The sequence below is a fragment of the Herbiconiux gentiana genome (assembly GCF_024978135.1).
Classification (GTDB): Bacteria; Actinomycetota; Actinomycetes; order Actinomycetales; family Microbacteriaceae; genus Herbiconiux; species Herbiconiux gentiana.
Genome location: NZ_JANTEZ010000002.1, coordinates 147263 through 169041 on the forward strand (window position 1 = coordinate 147263; position 21779 = coordinate 169041).

A 21779-nucleotide genomic window follows, 5' to 3' on the forward strand; every position below is an offset into this window, starting at 1 on the left:
CACACCGCCGCTTAACGGAAAGGACTCCCCGCGCACCCGCCAGAGCCCGGTTACCCTTGCTGCGTTTCCGCCCTGGGGGAGTTGGCCTGGATGGCGCCACACGGGGAGCCGTCGACCAGTGTAGCAAGTGCCGGCCGCTTGATGAATCGCGGCGGGAGGAGTTGGCTGGGGGCATGAAGATCGCCATCGCCGGAGGACACGGCCAGATCGCCCTGCACACCACCAGACTGCTCAGCGCGTCGGGGAACGAGGTGTGGGGCATCGTGCGCAACCCCGACCACGCGGCCGACATCGAGGAGGCGGGCGGGCAGGCCCTCGTGCTCGATCTCGAGCAGTCGGACTCGGAGGCGCTCGCGGCCGAGCTCTCGTCGCGCGGGATCGACGCCGTGGTGTTCGCCGCCGGGGCCGGGCCGGGCAGCAGCGCCGAGCGCAAGCTCACCGTCGATCGCGACGGGGCCGTGCTGCTGGCCGACGCCGCTTGGCGCTCCGGGGCCACGCGGTACGTGCTCGTCTCGTCGATGGGCGCCGACTCCTTCGACGCCGACAGCGACGACGTCTTCCAGATCTACCTCAAGGCCAAGAGCGAGGCCGACGAGGCGGTGCGCAAGAGCGATCTCGACTGGACGATCGTGCGGCCGGGCGGCCTGACGGACGACCCCGCGACCGGCTCGGTGACGCTGGCGGAGTCGACGGGGCGCGGCACGATCCCGCGCGCCGACGTCGCCTGGCTGATCGCGCAGCTGCTCACCTCGGGCGACGCCGTGCACCGGCAGTTCGAGGCGATCTCGGGGCCGACGCCCATCGCGGAGGCGCTCCGCGCGCTCTGACGCGCACCCCTCGGTCGGCGGGCGGCGCCGGGAGCAGGTAGGATATCTCTCGGTCATCGCCACGCGATGCCAGGAGAATTCGCCTAGTGGCCTATGGCGCACGCTTGGAAAGCGTGTTGGGTGCAAGCCCTCGGGGGTTCGAATCCCCCATTCTCCGCCAGTTGGGTGCGCGCACCCACCCCACAGCCGGGTTCGAATCCCCCATTCTCCGCCAGGAACACCATCCATCCGGCAGCCCCGCTCCCGCCCCGCGCGGGTTAGCGTGGGGGCATGCAGGCGCAGAGCGAGGGCCCCGTTCGGTTCGGCATCGTGGGGAGCGGGTGGCGCAGCGAGTTCTTCCTGCGCATCGCCGAGGCCCTGCCCGACCGCTTCGAGGTCGCGGGCCTCGTCACGCGCAGCCCCCGAACGGCGCGGCGGCTCGAGGCGCGGGGCGTGCATCCGTTCAGAGACGTCGACGAGCTGCTCGCCGCCGGGCCCGAGTTCGCCGTGGTGTCGGTGCCGCGGGAGGCGGCTCCCCCGATCATCCTGAACCTGGTGAGCGAGCGGATGCCCGTGCTCACCGAGACCCCGCCCGCCACCGATCTCGCCGAGCTCGTCGCCCTCTGGGACGCGGTCGAGCGCGTGCCCGGGGCCATCGTGCAGGTCGCCGAGCAGTACCACCTCTCGCCGCTGCTCAGCGCGCAGCTGGCGGTCGCGCGGTCGGGGCGCCTCGGTCGGATCAGCCAGGCCGTCGTGGCGCAGTGCCACGACTACCACGGCGTGAGCGTGCTGCGCCGGGCGCTCGGCATCGGCGCCGAGGACGCCACGATCTCCGCCGACACCTTCGAGTACCCCCTGCTCGCCGGCCCCGACCGGCACGGCGACCCGCGCTCAGAGCGCTTCGTCACCGCCACCCAGACCACCGCCCGTTTCGACTTCGGCGACCGCCTCGGGGTCTACGACTTCGCGCCCGAGCACTACTTCTCGTGGGTGCGCGGCAACCGGATGCTCGTGCGCGGCGACCGCGGGGAGCTCGAGAACCTCGAGGTGCGGTACGTCCGCGGCCACGACGAGCCGGTGTTCGCGCAGCTGCGGCGCGTGATGACGGGCGAGGGCGGCAACCTCGAGGGGCTGTTCCTGCGCGGGCTGCTGCTCGGCGAGGAGTGGATGTTCCAGAACCCGTTCATCCCCGGCCGCCTCGCCGACGACGAACTCGCCATCGCACGGATGCTCGACGGCATGCGCCCCCGCATCGCGGGCGGCCCCGACGTCTACTCCCTCGCGGAGGCCAGCCAGGACCACTACCTGGCCCTCCTCATGCAGCAGGCCGCCACCACGGGCGCCCCTGTGCGCTCGACCCCCCAGCCCTGGGCGGCAGCCCTGGCCGCCGAGGCCCCGCCCGCCGCATAAGCCTCGCCCGCCGCTCAGGCCCCGTCCACCGGTTAAAAGGGGAACCGCCCCGGCCGTGGCCGGGGCGGTTCGTCGAGAGCTGGAAATGAGCGGTCGTGCCGCTCACCGGCTACATCGAGCTCTTAAGAGTTCTGCACCTTCATATCGACTCCTTCCGTCGTCTGATAGAACGCAACAGTACGCCTCGGCATTCCGAAAGGAAAGACGTTCAGCGCTCGCCCGCCTCGATCGCCTCGACGGCTCGCGGGTCTGCGCCCTGCAGGAACTCGGTGAGGCGCGTGACCTCATCGGTCTCGCCGATCGCGTCGGCGGCACGGCGCAGCAGGTAGAGCGACAGCAGCACGCCGCGGTTGGGCTCGTGCGACCACGGCACGGGGCCCTGTCCGCGCCAGCCGGCCTTGCGCAGGGCGTCGAGGCCGCGGTGGTAGCCGACACGGGCGAAGGCGTACGACTGCACGGGCTCGCCGCGGTACCAGGCGCGGTCGGCGAGGGTCGCCCAGGCCAGCGACGACGTGGGGTGCGCCTTGACGGTCGCCTCGAGCACCTCGTCGACGTCGTAGCCGACGGCTCCGGCGAGCGCCTCGGTGACGCCCGACTCCTCGGGCAGGCGGGTCTCGGGCAGGCCGAGCAGATTCTCAGAACTCATGCCTCGATGCTACGCGGATGCGCGCCCGAACCCACCCCGCCGGGCGAGGAGCGGCCTCAGCCGAACTCGCCGCGGCCGCCGCGGGCGTTGTCGTCGCCCGTGTCGGCCTCCGCCGCCTCCACGTCCTCCTCCGACGCGAAGACGAGCCCGGCCGAGCCGACCACGTCGGGCGCGTCCTCGCCGTGCGCCCGCGTGTAGGCGCGGTGTGCCGCGCGCTCGTCGTCCATCTTCTGCGACAGCCCGGCGTACGCGGTCGACAACCGCGGCACCCGCCGGATCACGTCCATCACCAGCCGGAACCGGTCGAGGTCGTTCAGCATCAGCATGTCGAACGGCGTCGTGGTGGTGCCCATCTCCTTGAACCCGCGCACGTGGATGTTGCTGTGGTTCGTGCGCCGGTAGGTCAGCCGGTGGATCAGCGACGGGTACCCGTGGAACGCGAACATCACGGGCTTGTCGGTGGTGAACACCGCGTCGAACGAGGCGGCGTCGAGGCCGTGCGGATGCTCGGTCTGCTCCTGCAGGCGCATCAGGTCGACCACGTTGACGAAGCGCACGGCGAGGTCGGGGATCTCCTTCTTCAGGATCTGCACCGCCGCCATCGCCTCCACCGTCGGCACGTCGCCGGCTGCGGCGACCACCACGTCGGGCTCCTGCCCCGCCCGCTCGGTGCCCGCCCACTCCCACACGCTCAGACCGCGGGCGCCGTGCGTGCGCGCCTCCTCCAGCGACAGCAGCGAGGCGGTGGGCTGCTTGCCCGCCACGATCACGTTGACGTAGTCGCGGGATGCCAGACAGTGCTCGGCGGTCACGAGGAGGGTGTTCGCATCCGGTGGCAGGTACACCCGAACCACGCTCGACTGCTTGTTCACGACGTGGTCGAGGAATCCCGGGTCCTGGTGCGAGAAGCCGTTGTGGTCCTGCCGCCAGACGTGCGACGAGAGCAGGTAGGTGAAGGAGGACACCGGCCGGCGCCACTCGACCTTCGCGCTCGACTCGAGCCATTTCGCGTACTGGTTGAACATCGAGTCGACGACGTGGATGAACGCCTCGTACGACGTGAACAGCCCGTGCCGCCCGGTGAGCAGGTAGCCCTCGAGCAGCCCCTGGGCGAGGTTCTCGCTCAGGATCTCGATCACGCGCCCGTCGTGGGAGAGGTTCTCGTCGGTCTCGAGCACCTCGCCCTGCCACTCCTTCGCCGTGACCTCGTAGACGTCGCTCAGCCGGTTCGAGGCGACCTCGTCGGGGCCGAAGATTCGGAACGTCTCCGGGTTCAGCCGGATCAGGTCGCGCAGCCACGAGCCGAGCACCTTGGTGGGCTCGGCCACGGCGCCCCGGCCCTCCGCACCCGTCCCGGGGCCCGACGGCCCGTCGCCCGGCGTGAGGTCGACGGCGACCGGCTCGAGCGCCGGCAGGGTGAGCGCCTTGCGCAGCAGCCCGCCGTTCGCGTGCGGGTTGGCGCTCATCCGCAGCTCTCCCGCGGGCCGCGCCGGCGCGAGCTCGGCGACGGGCTTGCCGTGCACGTCGAACAGCTCCCCGGGCCGGTAGCTCATCAGCCACTCCTGCAGCTGCGCGAGGTGCTCGGGGTTGTCGCGCACGCCGGCGAGCGGCACCTGGTGCGCACGCCAGGTGTTCTCCACCGGCAGCCCGTCCACGACCTTGGGCCCCGTCCAGCCCTTGGGTGTCTTCAGGATGACCATCGGCCACGCCGCCCGCGCGGTCTCGCCGCCCGACCGAGCCTGGCGCTGGATGGTCGCGATGTCGTCGAAGGCCTGCGCCATCGTGTCGGCGAAGCGCTGGTGCACCGCCATCGGGTCCTCGCCGTCGAAACCGCCGGCCACGATCCGGGGCGAGTAGCCGTAGCCGATGAACAGCGACTCGAGCTCGTGCTCCGGGATGCGCGCCAGCACGGTCGGGTTGGCGATCTTGTAGCCGTTGAGGTTGAGGATCGGCAGCACGGCCCCGTCGGTCATCGGGCTGAGGAACTTGTTCAGGTGCCAGCTCGTGGCGAGCGTCGCCGTCTCGGCCTCGCCGTCGCCGATCACGCAGGCCGTGATCAGCTCGGGGTTGTCGAGCGCCGCTCCGTAGGCGTGCACGAGGGAGTAGCCGAGCTCGCCGCCCTCGTTGATCGAGCCGGGTGTCTCGGGCGCCGCGTGCGAGGGGATGCCGCCCGGGAACGAGAACTGGCGGAACAGCCGCCGCATCCCCTCGCCGTTCTGGGAGACCTGGGGGAACAGCTCGGAGTAGGTGCCGTCGAGCCAGGCGTTGGCCACGACCCCGGGGCCGCCGTGGCCGGGACCCGCGATGTAGATGACGTTCGAGGAGCGCTCGACGATCAGCTTGTTCAGGTGCGCGTAGATGAAGTTCAGCGCCGGGGTCGTGCCCCAGTGCCCGAGCAGGCGGGGCTTGATGTCGTCGACCTTCAGGGGGCGCTTCAGCAGCGGATTGTCGAGGAGGTAGATCTGCCCGACCGAGAGGTAGTTGGCGGCTCGCCACCAGGAGTCGACGACGGACAGGGGGACTGCATCAGGAGCGGTCATGGCTTCAGCCTACGAAGGGGACCTCGCCGCCGACAGGGGTTGCGTGCGCTTTCCGACGAGGGTCGCACCCGGGTCGCACGCCGGGCCATGCACCGGGCCGCACGCTGGGCACCGGCTGGGAGCGGTGGACACGGTGTCCCCCAAGTGGCCGCTACCTCCGCAAGTCGGCCGCCCCTACCCTGGTGGCGTGAGTGTGCAGACGGGGGTCGCGACGCGGGTGCTCCGGCCGCGCGCGCAGATCCTCGCGCAGGCGCGCATCGTGGTGGCGGCGCTCACCCTGCCGATCTTCACGGCGATGCTCTGGTACGCCATCCCGCGTGGCAGCTGGCCCCGGGTCGTGATCGCCTTCGGCTTCGTGCTGCTGCTGTACGCGGCCGCCGTGCTGCTCCTGCGTTCGGTGAGCATCCGCGTGGAGCACGACGCCGTGGTGGAGCGCGGGTTCATCGCCCGCAGCCGGGTGCCGCTGAAGCGGGTCGCCTCGGCGATCGTGCTCGACGTCTACCGCGGACCGTCCAGCGAGACCACGCGCCAGCTCTTCCTCGTCGACACCGCCGGCGAGCTGCTGCTGCGCATGCGCGGCGAGTTCTGGGCCGGAGACGACATCGAGGCGGTGGCCACCGCCGTCGACGTTCCGGTGCAGCGCCGGCTCGACCCCGTCACGGCCTCGGCGGTGCGCCGCGAGATGCCCGAGCTGCTCTACTGGTTCGAGCGCTGGCCCTGGGTGGGCGCACTCGCCGCGGCCGGCGGCATCGCCGCCCTCGCGCTGCTCCTGATCGGGCTCATGTCCCCGACCCTGCTGCTGCCCTGACCCCGTCGCCCGCGAGCTCCCGCCCGAACACCACGCCGTGCGCGTCCCGCCGCAGCTCGCGGAACCCCACGCGGGGGTAGAACGCCTGCGCACCGGTGTTCGCCGGGTCGACGACGAGGTGCACCCCGGCCGTGCCCGCGGGCAGCGCCGCCACGAACGCCTCGATCAGCGACCGCCCGGCACCCCGCCCCTGCGCCGCGGGCAGCAGGTCGATGTGCAGGTGCGCCGGCAGCCGAGCGGCCTCGGGGCTGATCAGGCCGGCGGCGTGCTCCTTCCGCTCGTCGGCGGTCAGGCTCGACGGATGCGCGGCGAACCGCTCGGCGAACCGTGCCGTGTCGGCCGTCCCGAGCACGTACCCGAGCACATCGCCGTCGAGCTCCGCCAGCACCGCGAGCTCCGGCTCCAGGTCGAGGTAGGGCGCCGCCCAGCGGTCGGTGAGCACCCTCGGATCGGGATGCAGCGCGGTCGCGTCCCGCCCCGCGTCTCCCGTGCGCACGCAGATGGCGAGCACCGCCGCCCGGTCGCCGGGTCGGGCCGGGTCGAAGGCACGCAGGGTGAGCGGTGCGGCCTCAGGCACGGGCGAGCAGCTCGGTCGGCCGCGTGCGCCACGCGGCCACCAGTTCCGTGCGCACCGTGACTCCGCTGCCGGGTCCCGCCGGCACGGCGAGACGCCCGTCGACGAGCACGAACGACTCGGTGAGGTCTTCGGCGAAGTAGCGGTCGGACGCGGAGGTGTCGCCCGGCAGCGTGAAGCCGGGCAGGGCGGCGAGAGCCACGTTCGCGGCCCGGCCGAGGCCGGTCTCGAGCATCCCCCCGCACCAGACGGGGACGTCTCGCTCGAGACAGGCGTCGTGGATGCGGATGGCCTCGAGGTACCCGCCGACCCGACCCGCCTTGATGTTGACGATGGAGGTGGCGTCTCGCTCGATGGCGTCGATCGCCACCGCGGTGGAGGTGATCGACTCGTCGAGGCAGACCGGGGTGTCTATGGCCTGGGCGAGGGTCACGTGCGCCGCGATGTCCTCCTCGACGAAGGGCTGCTCGATCAGCAGCAGCCCGAAGTCGTCGAGCCCGCGCAGGTGGTCGATGTCGGCCACGGTGTAGGCGGTGTTGGCGTCGACCTGCAGCAGCGCATCCGGCCCCAGCATCGAGCGCACGGCGGCGACCGGTTCGAGGTCCCAGCCCGGCTTGATCTTGAGCTTGATGCGGCGGTAGCCGGCCTCGGCGTATTCGGTGACCTCGTCGAGCAGGGCCTCGATCGACGGGGCGATGCCCACCGAGACGCCGCAGTCGACCTCGGGCCGCACCGCTCCGAAGTACTCGCCGAAGCTGACACCGGCGGCGCGCGTCTGGGCGTCGAGCACCGCGGCCTCGAGGGCGGCCTTCGCCATGCGGTGGCCGACGGTCGCGCCGAGCACACTCGTCACCTCGGCGGCGCGCACTGTGCGGGCGTCGAGCAGGGCCGGGGCGAGATAGTCGCGGATGACCGCGGCCGCCCCCTCGACGTACTCGCTGGAGTACACCGGGTCGGCCATGGCGACGCACTCGCCCCAGCCCTCGCCCTGGGCGGTGAGCACCCGCACGAGCAGAACGTCGCGCGCACTCTGGCGGCCGAAGCTCGTCTCGAACGGGCGCACGAGCGGCATCGCGATGCGGTGCAGCTCGACGGCCTCGACCTCGACGGGCAGGGCCGAGCCCGGGGTGTGCACCGCGATGCCGGTCATGGTCTCGTGCCGCTCCTGCCGACCACTCGCCTACGCCAGCCGGTCTTCGAGGCCCCAGGCCTGGCCGTACCCGCCCGCGTCGACCGGCGCGGCCATCAGGTCGAGGAACGCCTTCGCGTCGAACGCCTCGGGGCCGAGCACGCCGGTGCCCGCCCAGGTGCCCGTCGAGAGCAGCTCGAGCGCGATCACCGGGTTGAGCGCGGTCTGCCAGACGACGCACTGGGCCTCGTACTCCGCCATCGTCCACTCGTTGTCGCTGACGTGGTAGAGGTACACCTCGCGCGGCTGGCCGTCGGTGCCGGTGCCCGTGACCCACAGGCCGGCGCAGGTCTTGCCCGTCATGAACGGGCCGAGGGTCGCCGGGTCGGGCAGCCCGGCCGCGACGACGTCGCGTGGGGCGACCTCGACGGGGCCGTTCGCCGAGCGCACGCGCACGGGCTGGGTCTTGTCGAGGCCGAGCTGGTGCAGCGTCTTCAGGATGCCGATGAACTCCTCACCGAGCCCGTACTTGAAGGTCACGCGCTTGGCGTCGACCCAGCGCGGCATCAGCAGCACCTCCTCGTGCTCGACGTTGACGCACTCGACGTCGCCGATGCCCTCGGGGAAGGTGAAGACCTCCGGCTCCGAGAACGGCGGGGTGGTGAACCAGCCCGTGTCCTTCTCCCAGATCACGGGAGGGTTCAGGCACTCCTCGATCGTCGTCCAGATCGAGAAGGAGGGGGCGAAGATCTCGTTGCCGTCGCTGTCGCGCACCACGAGGTTGGCGCCGTCGCGGGTGCCCAGCTCGTCGATCTCGCTGAACAGGTGGTCGGCGGCGTAGCGGGCGAACACGTCGGACAGGCCGGGCTCGACGCCCATCCCGACGAGCGCCAGCCGGCCCGCCTTCTCCCAGTCGGGAGCCTGGGCGAACTGGTCGTCGCCGAGCTTCACCCCCGTCTCGGAGTAGGGGTTCGTCGGGTGCGGCTCCGACAGGCTCATCGCCATGTCGAGGTAGTCGGCTCCCGCGGCGAGCGCCCCGGCGAAGATGGTCGGCACGAACTTCGGCTCGACGGCGTTCATCACGTGGGTGGCGCCGTGACGGCGGGCCACCTCGGCGACGTCGTCGGGGTTCGAGGCGTCGATGCGGTCGGGGGTGAAGCGGGCCGCGACCTCGGAGCCGTGCTTCGCCTCGACCCACGCGACGGTGCGTTCGGCTCGGGCGAGGTCGTAGTCGGTCACGACGAGGTGATCGTAGAAGCTGCGGCGCGCGGCGATCTTGGCGATCGCGTCACCGACACCGCCCGCGCCGACCAGGAGGATTCTCATGCCCTGACGTTATCGGTAGGCGAGGCGCTATCGGTAGACGAGGCCGGAGCGGAACGGTTCCAGATCGGCCGATGGTCGCGCACCCGCTCGGCGTAGATCTTCGACGCGAACGGCGCCCAGACGAGGGCGGCGACTCCCGCTCCGAGCAGCAGGCCGCCGATGGTGTCGGTGAGCCAGTGCGCCCCGAGGTAGGTGCGGCTCGCCATCATCAGCAGGGTGTACACCGAGCCGGCGACCCAGATCCAGGTGCGGGCGAACACGATGCCGAGCACCACCGCGAGTGTCGCCGCGTTGGCGGAGTGGCCCGACGGGAAGGAGCCGAAGTCGCTGACGACGAGCATGTCCTCGGGCCGTGGGCGGCCCACGGCGGTCTTCAGCACCTGCACCACCGCGGCGCTCAGGATGATCGAGATCGTGAAGAACAGCGCGGCCCACGGGCGCCGGAAGATCAGCAGCAGCGCGATGACGACGAGCGGGATGACGACGACCGCCAGGAAGCCGCCGCCGAGGTAGTTCATCACGAGCGACGGCGCCTCGAGGATCGGCGTGCGGTTCTCGAGGATCTCGTCCATCCATTCCTCGTCGATGCCGAACGGCAGGCCCTGCTCGCGCACGACGACGATCACGCCGAGGAGCACGGCGAGCAGCAGCGCCACGATCGCCGAGACCACGGGCCACCGCCGGGTCACCTTGTAGGGGACGGGAGGCTCCGGCGGGCCGAGCGTGTCGGCGGGCGGCGGCTGTTCAGACATGCCGTCACCGTACCTCAGTGCCCGAGAGCCGGCACCCGCTTCGGCCGCACCACGAGCCAGAGCGACAGGATGCTCACGACCGCCGTCGCCCCCATCACCGTCGCCATGGGGGTCGCCGAGTCGATGCCCAGCACCCCGACGAGCGGCGAGACGAGCCCCGCCAGACCGAAGTTGACCGCTCCGAGCAGCGACGCCGCCGTTCCGGCCTCGTGGCCGTGCGCGTTCAGGGCGAGCACCTGCACGCAGGGGAAGGTCAGCCCGCAGGAGGCGATGAAGAACCACAGCGGCACGAGCGTGCCCCAGAGCCCGAGGTCGAGCGCCGAGAACAGCACGATCAGCCCGGCGCAGGTGAGGAGCATCACCGTGGAGACCGCGAGGATCCACTGCGGCCCGAACCAGCGGGTCAGCCGCGCGCTCAGCTGCGTGCCGGCGACGATGCCGAGCGAGTTGACGGCGAACAGGATGCCGAACTGCTGCGCGTCGAAGCCGTAGACCTGCTGGAACAGGAACGAGCTCGCCGAGAGATAGGAGAACAGCCCCGAGAAGGTCATGCCGCCGATCAGCGCCACGCCCACGAAGACCGGGTCGGTGAGCACGTTGCGATACCGCTGCAGCACGCCCGATCGCCCGGTGCCGCTGCGGCGCTCCTTCGGCAGGGTCTCCCTGATCCAGAGCGTCACGACGGTCACCACGAGTGCGCCGTAGGCGGCCAGCACCCAGAAGATGCCGCGCCAGTCGACCACGAGCAGCAGCTGCGAGCCGATCACGGGCGCGATGATGGGCGCGAGCCCCGACACCAGCGCGAGCCGGGAGAGCATCACGACCAGCCGGCGGCCGCCGAACAGGTCGCGCACCATCGCCATGGCGACCACGCCCCCGGCCGCGGCACCCATGCCCTGGATGACGCGGAACACCCCGAGGCTCACGATCTCGGGCGCGACCGCCGCACCGACGCACGCCAGCACGTGCACCGACGAGGCGATGATGATGGGCATCCGTCGCCCGACCCGGTCGCTCAGCGGCCCCACCAGCAGCTGGCCCAGGGCGAAGCCGAGGGTGGTGCCGGTGAGGGTGAGCTGGATCGCGGCGGCCGGCACCTCGAACTCGGCCTCGAGCACCGGGAAGGCCGGCAGGTAGAGGTCGATGGTGAACGGGCCGAGCGCCACGAGGGCGCCGAGGATGAGGACGTAGAAGAGGCGCTGCCGGCCGCTCAGCGCGTCGCCCGGGTGGGAGGTCGTCGTCAACGGCGCCCCGTGCCGTCGACGGCGAACGGCTCGATGGCGGCGAGCTCGTCGTCGGAGAGCGGCGGGGCGCCCAGGGCGGCGACGTTCTGCTCGAGCTGCGTGACGCTCGAGGCGCCGATCAGCGCGCTGGTGACCTGCGGGTGGCGGAGCACCCAGGTCAGGGCGAGCTGCGCGAGGGTCTGGCCGCGGCCCTTCGCGATCTCGGCGAGCCCGCGGGCGCGCTCGAGGTAGGTCTCGTCGATGCGGTCGGCCGAGAGGAAATTGCTCGTGGCGGCCCGCGAGTCGGCCGGCACGTGGCCGTCGAGGTAGCGGTCGGTGAGCAGTCCCTGCTGCAGCGGCGAGAAGACGATGCTGCCGGCGCCGACCTCCTCGAGCACTGGCAGCAGGCCGGTCTCGATGTGGCGGTTGAACATCGAATAGCTCGGCTGGTGGATGGTCAGCGGCACCTTGTGCTCAGCCAGGAGGCGCGCGGCCTCCCTGGTCTGCTCGGGCGAGTAGTTCGAGACGCCGACGTAGAGCGCCTTGCCCGAGTGCACCGCGGTCGCGAGCGCGCCCATGGTCTCCTCGAGCGGGGTCTCGGGGTCGAAGCGGTGGGAGTAGAAGATGTCGACGTAGGGCAGGCCGAGCCGCGTCAGCGACTGGTCGAGCGACGCCAGGAGGTTCTTGCGCGAGCCCCACTCCCCGTAGGGGCCCTCCCACATGTGGTAGCCGGCCTTCGACGAGATGATCAGCTCGTCACGGTAGGGCGTCAGGTCCTCGGCGAAGACGCGGCCGAAGTTGGTCTCGGCCGATCCGGGGGGCGGGCCGTAGTTGTTCGCCAGGTCGAAGTGGGTGATGCCGAGGTCGAAGGCGCGGCGGATGATGGCGCGCTGGGTGTCGATCGGGCGCTCGTGACCGAAGTTGTGCCAGAGGCCGAGCGAGAGCTCGGGAAGCTTCAGGCCGCTCCGGCCCGAGCGCTTGTAGGGCATCCGCTCGTAGCGGTCGGGGGCGGCGAGGTAGGTGTCGGACACGCGGGACTCGTTTCTCTTCGGTGAGGTGCGGGGGCTATGAGGGGGGCGGTGACGGTGGGGGCGGAGAGGTCAGGGTGCGTCGAGCACGTCGAGCCCGGCAGCGCGCAGCTCGGCGAGCCGCTCGTCGTGGCCGGCCGGGGCGTGGTCTCCGGATGCGGTGACCAGCAGCTCGAACTCCGACAACCCTGCCACGATCCCGACGTCGGCCTGGCCGATCTTCGACGGGTCGGCGACCACGACGGCGCGGTCGCTCGCCGCCACCATCGCGCTCTTCAGCTCGGACTCGGGGAGGTTGACGTTCGTCACCCCGGCCCGCACGTCGACCCCGGTGCAGCCGATGACCGCGAGGTCGGCGTGCAGCCGGCCGAGCAGCGCCGAGGCGTAGGGCGCGACGAGGGAGTGCTGGAGCGGCCGGAGCGTTCCCCCGGTGACGACGACGGTGAAGCGCGGGATGGCGTCCTCGAGCGCCAGGGCGATGGAGAGGCCGTTGGTGATGATCACCACGTCGTCGAGGTCGTCGCGCTCGAGCAGCGCGTCGGCGACCGCCGCCGTGGTCGTGCCGACGTCGAGCAGCACGCTGCTGCCGCTCTCGACGAGCGCTGCGGCCGCGATGCCGATGCGGCGCTTCTCGTCGGCCCAGGTGGCCCTCGCCGACTCGAAGGAGGGCTCGAGCGCGTCGGCGCGGGGGGACATGCCGCGCAGGACCGCGCCGCCGTGCACGCGGTCGACCGCACCGTCGCGCTCGAGGGCCGCGAGGTCGCTGCGCACGGTCACCTCGGACACACCCAGCTCGCGACTCAGCTCGGCGACACGCGCGAAACCGGTCGCCGCGACGAGCTCGAGCACCCGCGCTCGGCGCACCGTCGCCGCGTCATTCCCCATGGCTTCATCTTACGCATTCGAAACCCGATTGGGCAGGCTTGACTTTCGGGTTCGAAACTGGCGTAATCGAGGGGTGCAGACCCTCAGCAACAGAATCATCAAGCGGGTGCACCGTCTCTCCGACGGCCGCGAACTGATCTACTTCGACGACCCCGACACCCGGCTCCCGCCCGAGCGAGCCGACGACGCCCGCCCCGAGGCTCCCCGACCGCCCGTCGCCCAGATGCGACAGGACCCGCTGACCGGCGAGTGGGTCTCCATCGCGGCCGCCCGGCAGAACCGGGTGATGCTGCCCCCGAAGCACCTCGACCCGCTCGCCCCGTCGAGCCCCGAGAACCTCACCGAGGTGCCGAGCGACTACGACGTCGCGGTGTTCGAGAACAAGTCGCCGTCGTTCGGCCCCGACGTGGCTCCCGAGGGCACCGACCCGGCTGTCTCTCTGGCGGAACTGCGCGAGATCGGGCTCGGCCGCACCGCCACCTCGGTCGGCCGCTGCGAGGTCGTCTGCTTCAGCCCGGCGACGGAGGGGTCGTTCGCCGACCTGTCCGTCACCCGGGCGCGCACGGTGATCGAGGCCTGGGCCGACCGCACGGCCGCCCTCTCGGCCCTGCCGGGTGTGCAGCAGGTGTTCCCGTTCGAGAACCGCGGCGAGGCCATCGGCGTGACGCTGCACCACCCGCACGGCCAGATCTACTCGTACCCCTACATCACCCCGCGCACGCAGAAGCTGATCTCGTCGATCGAGAGCTACGGCCCGACGCTGTTCGCCGACATCCTCGACCTCGAGCGCTCCTCCGACCGCGTGCTGATCGAGGGCGAGCACGTCACCGCCTTCGTGCCGTTCGCGGCGCGCTGGCCCGTCGAGGTGCACCTGCTGATGAACCGGCACGTGCCCGACTTCGCCGAGACCACCCCCGAGGAGCGCGACGAGCTCGCGGTCGTCTACCGCCGCATCCTGCGCGCCATCGACCGCCTCTACGACACGCCCACCCCCTACATCGCCGCGTGGCACCAGGCGCCGGTCAACGAGCACCGCGACGACATCCGCCTGATGCTGCAGATCACCTCGCCGCGCCGTGCGGCCGACAAGCTAAAGTTCCTGGCCGGCTCCGAAGCCGCCATGGGAGCCTTCATCGGTGACGTGCCGCCCGAAACGGCGGCCGGCCTGCTGAAAGACGCGCTCGCCCGCGCAGACAAGGACGACGAATGACCGACGGAACCTCCCCCGCCCCCGGCGGGCTCGAGCAGCTCGACTCCGCCGCCGTGCGCGGCTTCGCTGCGGCTTACGGCCAGGCCCCGACCTCGCTCTGGGCCGCCCCGGGCCGGGTGAACCTGATCGGCGAGCACACCGACTACAACGACGGCTTCGTGCTGCCCTTCGCCATCGACCGCCACACCGTGATGGCGGCGCGGTTGCGCGACGACCGCACCGTGCGCGTCTCGTCGGCGTTCACCGACGAGGTCGTCTCGATCTCCCTCGACGAGCTCACGGCCGAGGCCGTGTCGGGCTGGTCGGCCTACCCGCTCGGCGTGATCTGGGCCGCCGGGGTGCAGGGCGCCGACCTCGCCCGGGTGCCCGGGCTCGACCTCTACTTCGTCTCCGACATCCCGGTCGGCGCCGGCCTGTCCTCGAGTGCCGCGCTCGAGAGCGTGGTCGGCATCGCGATCGACGAGCTCTGGGGCCTCGGCTTCGACCGCCGCACCCTGGCCGTGATCGGCCGCCGCGCCGAGAACGAGGCCGTCGGCGCGCCCACCGGCATCATGGACCAGTCCGCCGTGCTGCTCGGCCGGCTCGACTCGGCCGTGCTGCTCGACTGCCGCTCGCTCGAGACCCGCGTCGTGCCGCTCGGCCTCGACGACGAGGAGCTCGTGATCGTCGTCACCGACACCCGCGTCGAGCACGAGCACGCGACCGGAGGATACGCCGCCCGCCGCGCCTCCTGCGAGCTCGGCGCGCGCACCCTCGGGGTGACCTCGCTCCGCGACCTCGGCCCCGACGACCTCGGCCGCGCCGAGGAGCTGCTCGACGACGAGACCTTCCGCCGGGTGCGGCACGTCGTCACCGAGAACGAGCGCGTGCTCGACCTCGTGCGCACGCTCGAGAAGCGCGGCGCCGGCGCGGTCGGCGCCCAGCTCGACGCCTCGCACACCTCGATGCGCGACGACTTCGAGATCTCGGTGCCCGAGCTCGACCTCTCCGTCGAGGTGGCCCGCCGCGTCGGCGCCGTCGGCTCCCGGATGACCGGCGGCGGTTTCGGCGGATCGTCCATCGCCCTGATCCACCGCTCGAAGGCCGAGGCGCTCGCCGAGGCCCAGCGCGCCGCCTTCGCCGAGGCGGGCTACCGCGAACCCGTCGTGTTCACCGTCGTGCCCTCGGAGGGTGCGGTGCGCCGGCCGTTCGGCGGAGCATCCGTCACCGACCCCGCCATCGCCACCGGCCCCGCCATCGCCACCGACCCCGCCATCGAGAGGATCTCGGAATGACCACCTGGCTCGTCACCGGAGGCGCCGGCTACATCGGCGCCCATGTCGTCCGGGCGCTGCAGGGCGCCGGACTCACCCCCGTCGTCCTCGACGACCTCTCCAGCGGCTTCGCCGGCTTCGTGCCGGAGGGGGTCGCCTTCGTCCAGGGCTCGATCCTCGACGGCGACCTCGTCGAGGAGACGCTTCGCGCGCACGACGTCACGGGCGTCATCCACGTCGCCGGCTACAAGTACGCCGGCGTCTCGGTGAAGCGACCCCTGCACACCTACGAGCAGAACGTCACCGGCACCGCGGTGCTGCTCGAGCGCATGCAGGCGGTCGGTGTCTCGCGCCTGGTGTTCTCCTCGAGCGCCGCCGTCTACGGCACGCCCGACACGCTGCTCGTCACCGAGGACACCCCGAAGGCGCCCGAATCGCCCTACGGCGAGTCGAAGCTGATCGGCGAATGGCTGCTGCGCGACCAGGCCGTCGCCGCCGGGCTCGCCTCCACCGCGCTGCGCTACTTTAACGTGGTGGGCTCGGGCTCGCCCGACCTCTACGACGCGAGCGCGCACAACCTGTTCCCGCTGATCTTCCGCGCCCTCGGCGAGGGCCGCACGCCCACCATCTTCGGCGACGACTACGACACCCCCGACGGCACCTGCGTGCGCGACTACATCCACGTCTCCGACCTCGCGCTCGCCCACGTGGCGGCCGCGCGTCGGCTCGAGGCGGGCGAGCCCGTGCTGCCCGCCTACAACCTCGGCTCGGGCGACGGCGTCTCGGTGCGCGAGATCATGGATGCGGTGGCCTCCGTGACCGGCATCGACTTCACCCCCGAGGTGGCGCCCCGTCGCCCGGGTGACCCGGCCCGCATCGTGGCGCTCGGCGAGCTCGCCGCCCGCGACCTCGGCTGGGAGATGCGGCACACGCTCGAGGAGATGGTGCAGTCGGCGTGGGAGGCGTACCCGAAGGGGTAGGGCACGGCCTGCCGCTGGCTTCGGTCAGCCTCCCACCGCGGGCGGTGTCACGAGCTCGAGCACGGCGACCGTGAGGTTGAAGGCGCCGTGCGCGACGATCGACGGCCCGAGTCGTCCGGTGACCACCGCAAGCACGCCGAGCACGACACCCACCACGAAGAGGGTGAGCAGGCGCGACGCCGCGGCGGCCGTCTCGGGCACCCCGTCGAGGTGGAAGACCGTGAACAGCAGCGCCGAGCCGAGCACCGCGATCACCGCGGCCCGGCGCCGCCGCGCATCCGTCGCCGCCCCCGTGCCCTCGGCCCCGGCCGCGCCCCTTACCCCGGCCCCGGCCGGCGCGACGGCCCGCTCGATCGCGCGCAGGGCCAGCCCGCGGAAGTAGAGCTCCTCGACCACCGGCGACACGACGGATGCGGCCAGCACCGCGAACACCACGAACAGCACCGGGTCGCCGACGCCCCCGGCGAACGCCGTGGCCCGCGTGCCGCTCAGCTGCCGCACGACCTCGGCCAGCCCGAGCGCCGCGAGCCGCAGCCCCACCCCCACGGCGAGCCCCACCGCCACGTCGACCGGCCGGAACCGCAGCCCGAAGTCGAGCGCCAGGCTCCGCCGGCCTCGCCACCAGGTGGCGAGGAGCACGACGGCGACGAGCGGCAGCCACCCGCTGACGACCTGCTCGATGCCGAGCACCAGCCAGGCCTCGCCGCCCACCCCGGGCAGCCGCACCAGCACCCGCACGACCGCCGACAGCACGACGAACGCCACCACCCCGACGAGCACGTCGGGAAGGCCCCACCGCACCGCCCGCGGATGCGCGGCCCCGGTGGCCGTCACGGTCACGCGGGCGCGAGGAGGGCGCCGACGGACGCGGGGGCGGCGCCCGCGCGCACCTCGCCCGTGACGCGGCCGGCGGCCATCGTGACCACGCGGTCGCAGATCGCCAGGAGGGCGGGCAGGTCGGCCGAGGCGATGACGACGGCCTTGCCCGAGGCCCGGGCCGCCTCGAGGTGGGTGACCATCTCGGCCCGCTGCGCATCCGTCGACCCGCGGAACGGCTCGCCGAGCAGGAGCACCCGGCGGTCGGACGCGGGGAAGGCGGCGACCAGGCCGCGGATGTGCCCCGCCTCGTCGCCGCCCTTGCCGAGCGCGCGGGCGGCCCCGAGCATCTTGTCGCCGAAGCCCTCGCGGGGAGCGGTGTCGCTGTCGCGGTCGACGAGGCCGAGCGAGACGAGTGCCGGCAGCTTCGAGGCCGAGACCGGCATGGCGATGCCGCCGACGAAGCGCACGCGGTAGCGGGGGGCGGAGGTGGTGGCGAGGAAGAGCCCCGCCGCGATGGCCTTCTCGACCGTGGAGGTGTCGACCGGGCGGCCGTCGAGCTCGACGGTGCCCGTGGTGCCGGTGCCCTCGGAGCGGCCGTAGACGCTGAGCAGCAGCGACTCCGCTCCCGAGTCGCGGAGGCCGGCGAGGCCGACGATCTCGCCCGGCCGCACGTCGAGCGCGGCGTCGGAGACGAGGCGGCGCTCGGGTTCGACCGGGTCGGAGGTGCTCCAGGCGGCGACGCGGAGGAGCGGAGGGCCCGACGCGGGCTGCGGGGGGAGGGCGGGACGCGCATCCGTCACCCCCACCAGCTCGGCGAGCACCCGGTCGCGCACCGCCTCGCGCTCGGCCGCCGAGCCCGACCACGACGACCGCCGGTGGGCGCCCACGATCGCGCCTCCCCGGAGCACCACGAGCTCGTCGGCGTAGCCGAGCGCCTCGGCCGGACGCTGGGTGACGACCAGCACGGCGGCGCCCCGGGCCGCGAGGCCGCCGAGCAGCTCGATCAGCCGGGCGGCGTCGGCCGGGGAGAGCCGGGCCGCCGGCTCGTCGAGCGCGACGACGGCCGCGCCGCGTGCCTCGGCCCGGGCGAGCTCGATCACCAGGCGGTCGAACTCTCCGGCATCACCCGCGCGGTCGACGGGGCGCAGCGTCGAGCCGAGACCGGCGAGCAGGGCGGCCGCGTCGTCGCGGGTGCGCTTCCAGTCGATTCCGCAGCGGAAGAGCCCGCGGGTGCGGCGGCGCTCGTGCCCCATGAAGATGTTCTCGGCCACGTCGAGCGCGGGCACGAGGCCGCGGCGGCGATCGATCCAGGCGTAGACCGGGGCGACCCCGGAGGTGATGCGGTCGGCGATCTCGCGGGCGAGGCCGTCGGGCCCGTCGTCGTCGCCGGCGCAGAGGGCGACCACGGCGCCCGCCCGCGTCACCAGGGCGTCGCCCGACGGGAGGGTGAAACGGAATTCGGCGGGTGTCACGACCGCGACCCTATACCGGGCCGGGTGGACACCCGCCGAATTCTCATGCGGAGCGCTCTGCCGAGGCTCAGCGACCGCCGGAGCGGCGCTTGTTGTAGACGTCGAACGCGACGGCGAGCAGCAGCACGAGGCCCTTGACGGCCTGCTGCCACTCGATGCCGATGCCCATGATCGACATGCCGTTGTTCAGCACACCGATGATCAGACCACCGATGATCGCGCCGCCGATGGTGCCGACACCACCCTGCACCGCCGCGCCACCGATGAAGGCGGCGGAGATGGCCTCGAGCTCGAAGCCGTCACCGGCCTTCGGGCCGGCGAGGTTGAGGCGGGCGGTGAAGATCAGGCCGGCGAGTGCGGCGAGCACACCCATGTTCACGAACAGCCAGAAGGTGACGTTGCGCGTCTTGATGCCCGAGAGCTCCGCGGCGTGCAGGTTGCCACCGATGGCGTAGACGTGACGGCCGAAGGTCGAGCGGTTCATGACCGTGCCGTAGATGAGCACGAGCACGGCCAGCACGATCAGGGTGACCGGGATGCCCTTGTAGGTGGCGAGGGCGTAGGCGAACAGCGCGACGGCCACGGCGACGAGCACCAGCTTGGCGACGAACCAGGCGAAGGGCTCGACCTCCTGGCCGTAGCTCTGACGGGCACGGCGGGTGCGGAACTGGGACACGAACAGCGCGATGATCGCGATGGCCGCGATGCCGAGGGTGAGCGGGTCGAGCTCGAAGCTGCCGAACAGGTCGGTGAGGAAGCCGTTGCCGAGGGCACGGTACTCGGTCGGGAACGAGCCGATGTTGGCGTTGCCCAGCACCACGAGGGCGAGACCGCGGAAGATCAGCATGCCCGCCAACGTCACGATGAACGCCGGTATGCCCACGAAGGCGATCCAGAAGCCCTGCCAGACGCCCACGAGGGCACCGACGAGCAGCGACAGGATGATCGACAGCCACCAGGGCAGACCCCACTGCACCGCGAACACACCCGAGACGGCGCCGACGAACGCGGCGACCGATCCGACCGACAGGTCGATGTGGCCGGCGATGATGACCATCACCATGCCGATCGCGAGAACGAGGATGTAGCCGTTCTGCACGATCAGGTTGGAGATGTTCTGCGGGCGCAGCAGGATGCCGTTGGTGAGGATGCTGAACAGCACCACCACGAGCACCAGGGCGATGAAGATGCCGTTCTTGCCGAGGTCGCCCAGGATGTGGCTGAGGCGCTCGGTGAACTTGTTCTCGACGGGGTTGACTTGCGCGCCCGCGGCCGTCGCGTCGGACGGCTTGGTTTCCAGGTCGGACATGGTCCTTGTTTCTCCTTTTCCGTAGCGCGCGGGCTAGCGGGGCTTTTCCATGGTCATGAGTTTGAGCAGGGCCTCGGGGGTGGCCTCCTCGATGGGCAGCTCACCGGTGATCCGGCCCTCGGAGAGGGCGTAGACGCGGTCGCAGATGCCGAGCAGCTCGGGCAGCTCGGAGGAGATGACGATGATGCCCTTCCCCTCGGCGGCCAGCTTGTTGATGATGCTGTAGATCTCGTACTTCGCACCCACGTCGATGCCGCGGGTGGGCTCGTCGAGGATCAGCACGTCGGGGTCGGAGTAGATCCACTTCGACAGCACGACCTTCTGCTGGTTCCCGCCCGAGAGCTTCCCGGTCTTCGCCAGCACGCTCGGCGCCTTGATGTTCATGCTCGTGCGGTAGGAGTTCGCGACCTGGAACTCCTTGCCGTCGTCGACCAGGCCGAAACGCTCGAGCTTCTCCAGCGACGCCATCGAGATGTTGCGCTTGATGTCGTCGATCAGGTTGAGCCCGTAGGTCTTGCGGTCTTCCGTGGCATAGGCGAGACCGTTCTCGATCGCCTCGGCGACGGTGCGGGTCTTCACCTCCTTGCCCTTGACGAAGACGCGGCCCGAGATCTTGGAGCCGTAGCTGCGACCGAACAGGCTCATCGCGAACTCGGTGCGGCCGGCGCCCATCAGACCCGCGATGCCGACGATCTCGCCGGCGCGCACGGTGATGTTGACGTCGTCGACCATCACGCGGGTCGGGTCCTGCGGGTGGTGCGCGGTCCACTCCTCGACGCGGAGGATCTCCTCGCCGATGTGCGGCGTGTGGTCGGGGTAGCGGTGCTCGAGGTCGCGGCCCACCATGTCCTTGATGATGCGCTCCTCGGTGACGTCGGTCTTCGAGATCGTCTCGATGGTCTTGCCGTCGCGGATGACGGTGACCGAGTCGGAGACCTTCTTGATCTCGTTCAGCTTGTGGCTGATGATGATCGACGTGATGCCCTGCTCCTTGAGGTGCAGGATGAGGTTCAGCAGGTGGTCGGAGTCCTCGTCGTTCAGGGCCGCGGTGGGCTCGTCGAGGATGAGCAGCTTCACACGCTTGGACAGCGCCTTCGCGATCTCCACGAGCTGCTGCTTGCCCACGCCGATGTCGCGCACCTTGGTGGTGGGGTTCTCCTTCAGTCCCACGCGCGCCAGCAGTGCGGCGGCCTCGTGGTTGGTCTTGTTCCAGTCGATCAGGCCGAGCGGGCCCTTCAACTCGTTGTTCAAGAAGATGTTCTCGGCGATCGAGAGGTAGGGGCTGAGGGCGAGCTCCTGATGGATGATCACGATGCCCTTCGCCTCCGAGTCACGGATGTCGCGGAACTGCACGACCTCGTCCTCGAACACGATGTCACCCTCGTAGGTGCCGAACGGGTAGACGCCCGAGAGCACCTTCATCAGCGTCGACTTGCCGGCGCCGTTCTCCCCGCAGATCGCGTGGACCTCGCCGCGGCGGACGTCGACCGTCACGTTCTGCAGCGCTTTCACGCCGGGGAACGTCTTGGTGATGCTCCGCATCTCGAGGATGTTCGTCCTGTCATCGGACATGTCGTGGATAACCTGCTTCCTTGCCTCGTACGCCGTA

General features: G+C 71.4%; 19 protein-coding genes, 1 tRNA gene and 1 other RNA gene. 7 read left to right on the forward strand and 14 right to left on the reverse strand.

Translation table 11 applies throughout. The features are described from left to right. Positions 1–16: 16 nt before the first annotated feature. An RNA gene (ffs, locus tag NVV95_RS04440) (signal recognition particle sRNA small type) lies at positions 17–113 on the reverse strand. Between the two features lie 60 nt (positions 114–173). On the opposite strand from ffs, the gene NVV95_RS04445 reads away from it, so the two are divergent. The 3 genes from NVV95_RS04445 (at position 174) to NVV95_RS04455 (ending at position 2216) form a co-directional block, all read left to right on the forward strand. Continuing rightward, entirely contained in the window at positions 174–827 is a 654-nt protein-coding gene (locus NVV95_RS04445) for an SDR family oxidoreductase (RefSeq protein WP_259485342.1), read from the forward strand. A 72-nt stretch (positions 828–899) separates the two neighbouring features. Next, positions 900–987 (forward strand) — tRNA-Ser (locus NVV95_RS04450). A gap of 110 nt (positions 988–1097) precedes the next feature. Further along, the gene (locus NVV95_RS04455) at positions 1098–2216 is read left to right on the forward strand and encodes a Gfo/Idh/MocA family protein (RefSeq protein WP_259485343.1); all 1119 of its coding nucleotides are present in this window, start codon (positions 1098–1100) and stop codon (positions 2214–2216) included. A 208-nt stretch (positions 2217–2424) separates the two neighbouring features. Here the strand turns inward: NVV95_RS04455 and NVV95_RS04460 are convergent, their stop codons facing one another. Both NVV95_RS04460 and NVV95_RS04465 read right to left on the reverse strand, forming a co-directional pair. Then, a complete protein-coding gene (locus NVV95_RS04460) occupies positions 2425–2862 on the reverse strand; it encodes a DUF3151 domain-containing protein (RefSeq protein ID WP_259485344.1) in 438 nt (145 codons plus the stop codon). Between the two features lie 56 nt (positions 2863–2918). Then, positions 2919–5402: a phosphoketolase family protein gene (locus NVV95_RS04465; RefSeq protein ID WP_259485345.1), complete on the reverse strand. Its 2484-nt coding sequence runs from the start codon at positions 5400–5402 to the stop codon at positions 2919–2921. Between the two features lie 187 nt (positions 5403–5589). Between NVV95_RS04465 and NVV95_RS04470 the strand changes: the two genes are divergently transcribed. Further along, complete coding sequence (locus NVV95_RS04470) at positions 5590–6210, forward strand: hypothetical protein (protein WP_259485346.1); 621 nt, start codon at positions 5590–5592, stop codon at positions 6208–6210. Here the strand turns inward: NVV95_RS04470 and NVV95_RS04475 are convergent. The 7 genes from NVV95_RS04475 to NVV95_RS04505 form a co-directional block, all read right to left on the reverse strand. Further along, on the reverse strand, positions 6182–6787 hold the full coding sequence (locus NVV95_RS04475; protein WP_259485347.1) for a GNAT family N-acetyltransferase: 606 nt from the start codon (positions 6785–6787) through the stop codon (positions 6182–6184). The genes NVV95_RS04470 and NVV95_RS04475 overlap by 29 nt on opposite strands. Continuing rightward, on the reverse strand, positions 6780–7934 hold the full coding sequence (gene menC, locus NVV95_RS04480; protein WP_259485348.1) for an o-succinylbenzoate synthase: 1155 nt from the start codon (positions 7932–7934) through the stop codon (positions 6780–6782). The genes NVV95_RS04475 and menC overlap by 8 nt, the downstream gene beginning before the upstream one ends. 30 nt (positions 7935–7964) lie before the next feature. Then, positions 7965–9239 (reverse strand): saccharopine dehydrogenase family protein, encoded by a 1275-nt coding sequence (locus NVV95_RS04485; RefSeq protein WP_259485349.1) that lies wholly within the window; start codon positions 9237–9239, stop codon positions 7965–7967. Beyond that, complete coding sequence (locus NVV95_RS04490) at positions 9236–9991, reverse strand: phosphatase PAP2 family protein (protein WP_259485350.1); 756 nt, start codon at positions 9989–9991, stop codon at positions 9236–9238. Before NVV95_RS04490 ends, NVV95_RS04485 begins: the two co-directional genes overlap by 4 nt. A 14-nt stretch (positions 9992–10005) precedes the next feature. Next, positions 10006–11235 (reverse strand): multidrug effflux MFS transporter, encoded by a 1230-nt coding sequence (locus tag NVV95_RS04495; protein ID WP_259485351.1) that lies wholly within the window; start codon positions 11233–11235, stop codon positions 10006–10008. Next, a complete protein-coding gene (locus NVV95_RS04500; RefSeq protein ID WP_259485833.1) occupies positions 11232–12203 on the reverse strand; it encodes an aldo/keto reductase in 972 nt (323 codons plus the stop codon). The genes NVV95_RS04495 and NVV95_RS04500 overlap by 4 nt, the downstream gene beginning before the upstream one ends. Positions 12204–12314: 111 nt before the next feature. Beyond that, entirely contained in the window at positions 12315–13127 is an 813-nt protein-coding gene (locus NVV95_RS04505; protein WP_259485352.1) for a DeoR/GlpR family DNA-binding transcription regulator, read from the reverse strand. A 94-nt stretch (positions 13128–13221) separates the two neighbouring features. On the opposite strand from NVV95_RS04505, the gene galT reads away from it, so the two are divergent. The 3 genes from galT to galE are packed head-to-tail and all read left to right on the forward strand — an operon-like array spanning position 13222 to position 16570. Next, positions 13222–14337: a galactose-1-phosphate uridylyltransferase gene (gene galT / locus NVV95_RS04510; protein WP_310796054.1), complete on the forward strand. Its 1116-nt coding sequence runs from the start codon at positions 13222–13224 to the stop codon at positions 14335–14337. After that, positions 14334–15611, forward strand: a complete 1278-nt coding sequence (galK, locus tag NVV95_RS04515) for a galactokinase (protein ID WP_259485354.1) — start codon at positions 14334–14336, stop codon at positions 15609–15611. The genes galT and galK overlap by 4 nt, the downstream gene beginning before the upstream one ends. Beyond that, positions 15608–16570, forward strand: coding sequence for a UDP-glucose 4-epimerase GalE (gene galE, locus NVV95_RS04520; RefSeq protein ID WP_259485355.1), 963 nt, complete (start codon positions 15608–15610; stop codon positions 16568–16570). Before galK ends, galE begins: the two co-directional genes overlap by 4 nt. Positions 16571–16594: 24 nt before the next feature. Here the strand turns inward: galE and NVV95_RS04525 are convergent, their stop codons facing one another. From NVV95_RS04525 to mmsA, 4 genes are all read right to left on the reverse strand, one after another. Next, complete coding sequence (locus tag NVV95_RS04525; RefSeq protein WP_259485356.1) at positions 16595–17410, reverse strand: CPBP family glutamic-type intramembrane protease; 816 nt, start codon at positions 17408–17410, stop codon at positions 16595–16597. Next, complete coding sequence (locus NVV95_RS04530; protein ID WP_259485357.1) at positions 17407–18861, reverse strand: ATP-binding cassette domain-containing protein; 1455 nt, start codon at positions 18859–18861, stop codon at positions 17407–17409. Before NVV95_RS04530 ends, NVV95_RS04525 begins: the two co-directional genes overlap by 4 nt. A gap of 67 nt (positions 18862–18928) precedes the next feature. Further along, entirely contained in the window at positions 18929–20170 is a 1242-nt protein-coding gene (mmsB, locus tag NVV95_RS04535) for a multiple monosaccharide ABC transporter permease (protein ID WP_259485358.1), read from the reverse strand. A gap of 33 nt (positions 20171–20203) precedes the next feature. Beyond that, entirely contained in the window at positions 20204–21742 is a 1539-nt protein-coding gene (gene mmsA / locus NVV95_RS04540; protein WP_259485359.1) for a multiple monosaccharide ABC transporter ATP-binding protein, read from the reverse strand. Between the last annotated feature and the right edge of the window lie 37 nt (positions 21743–21779).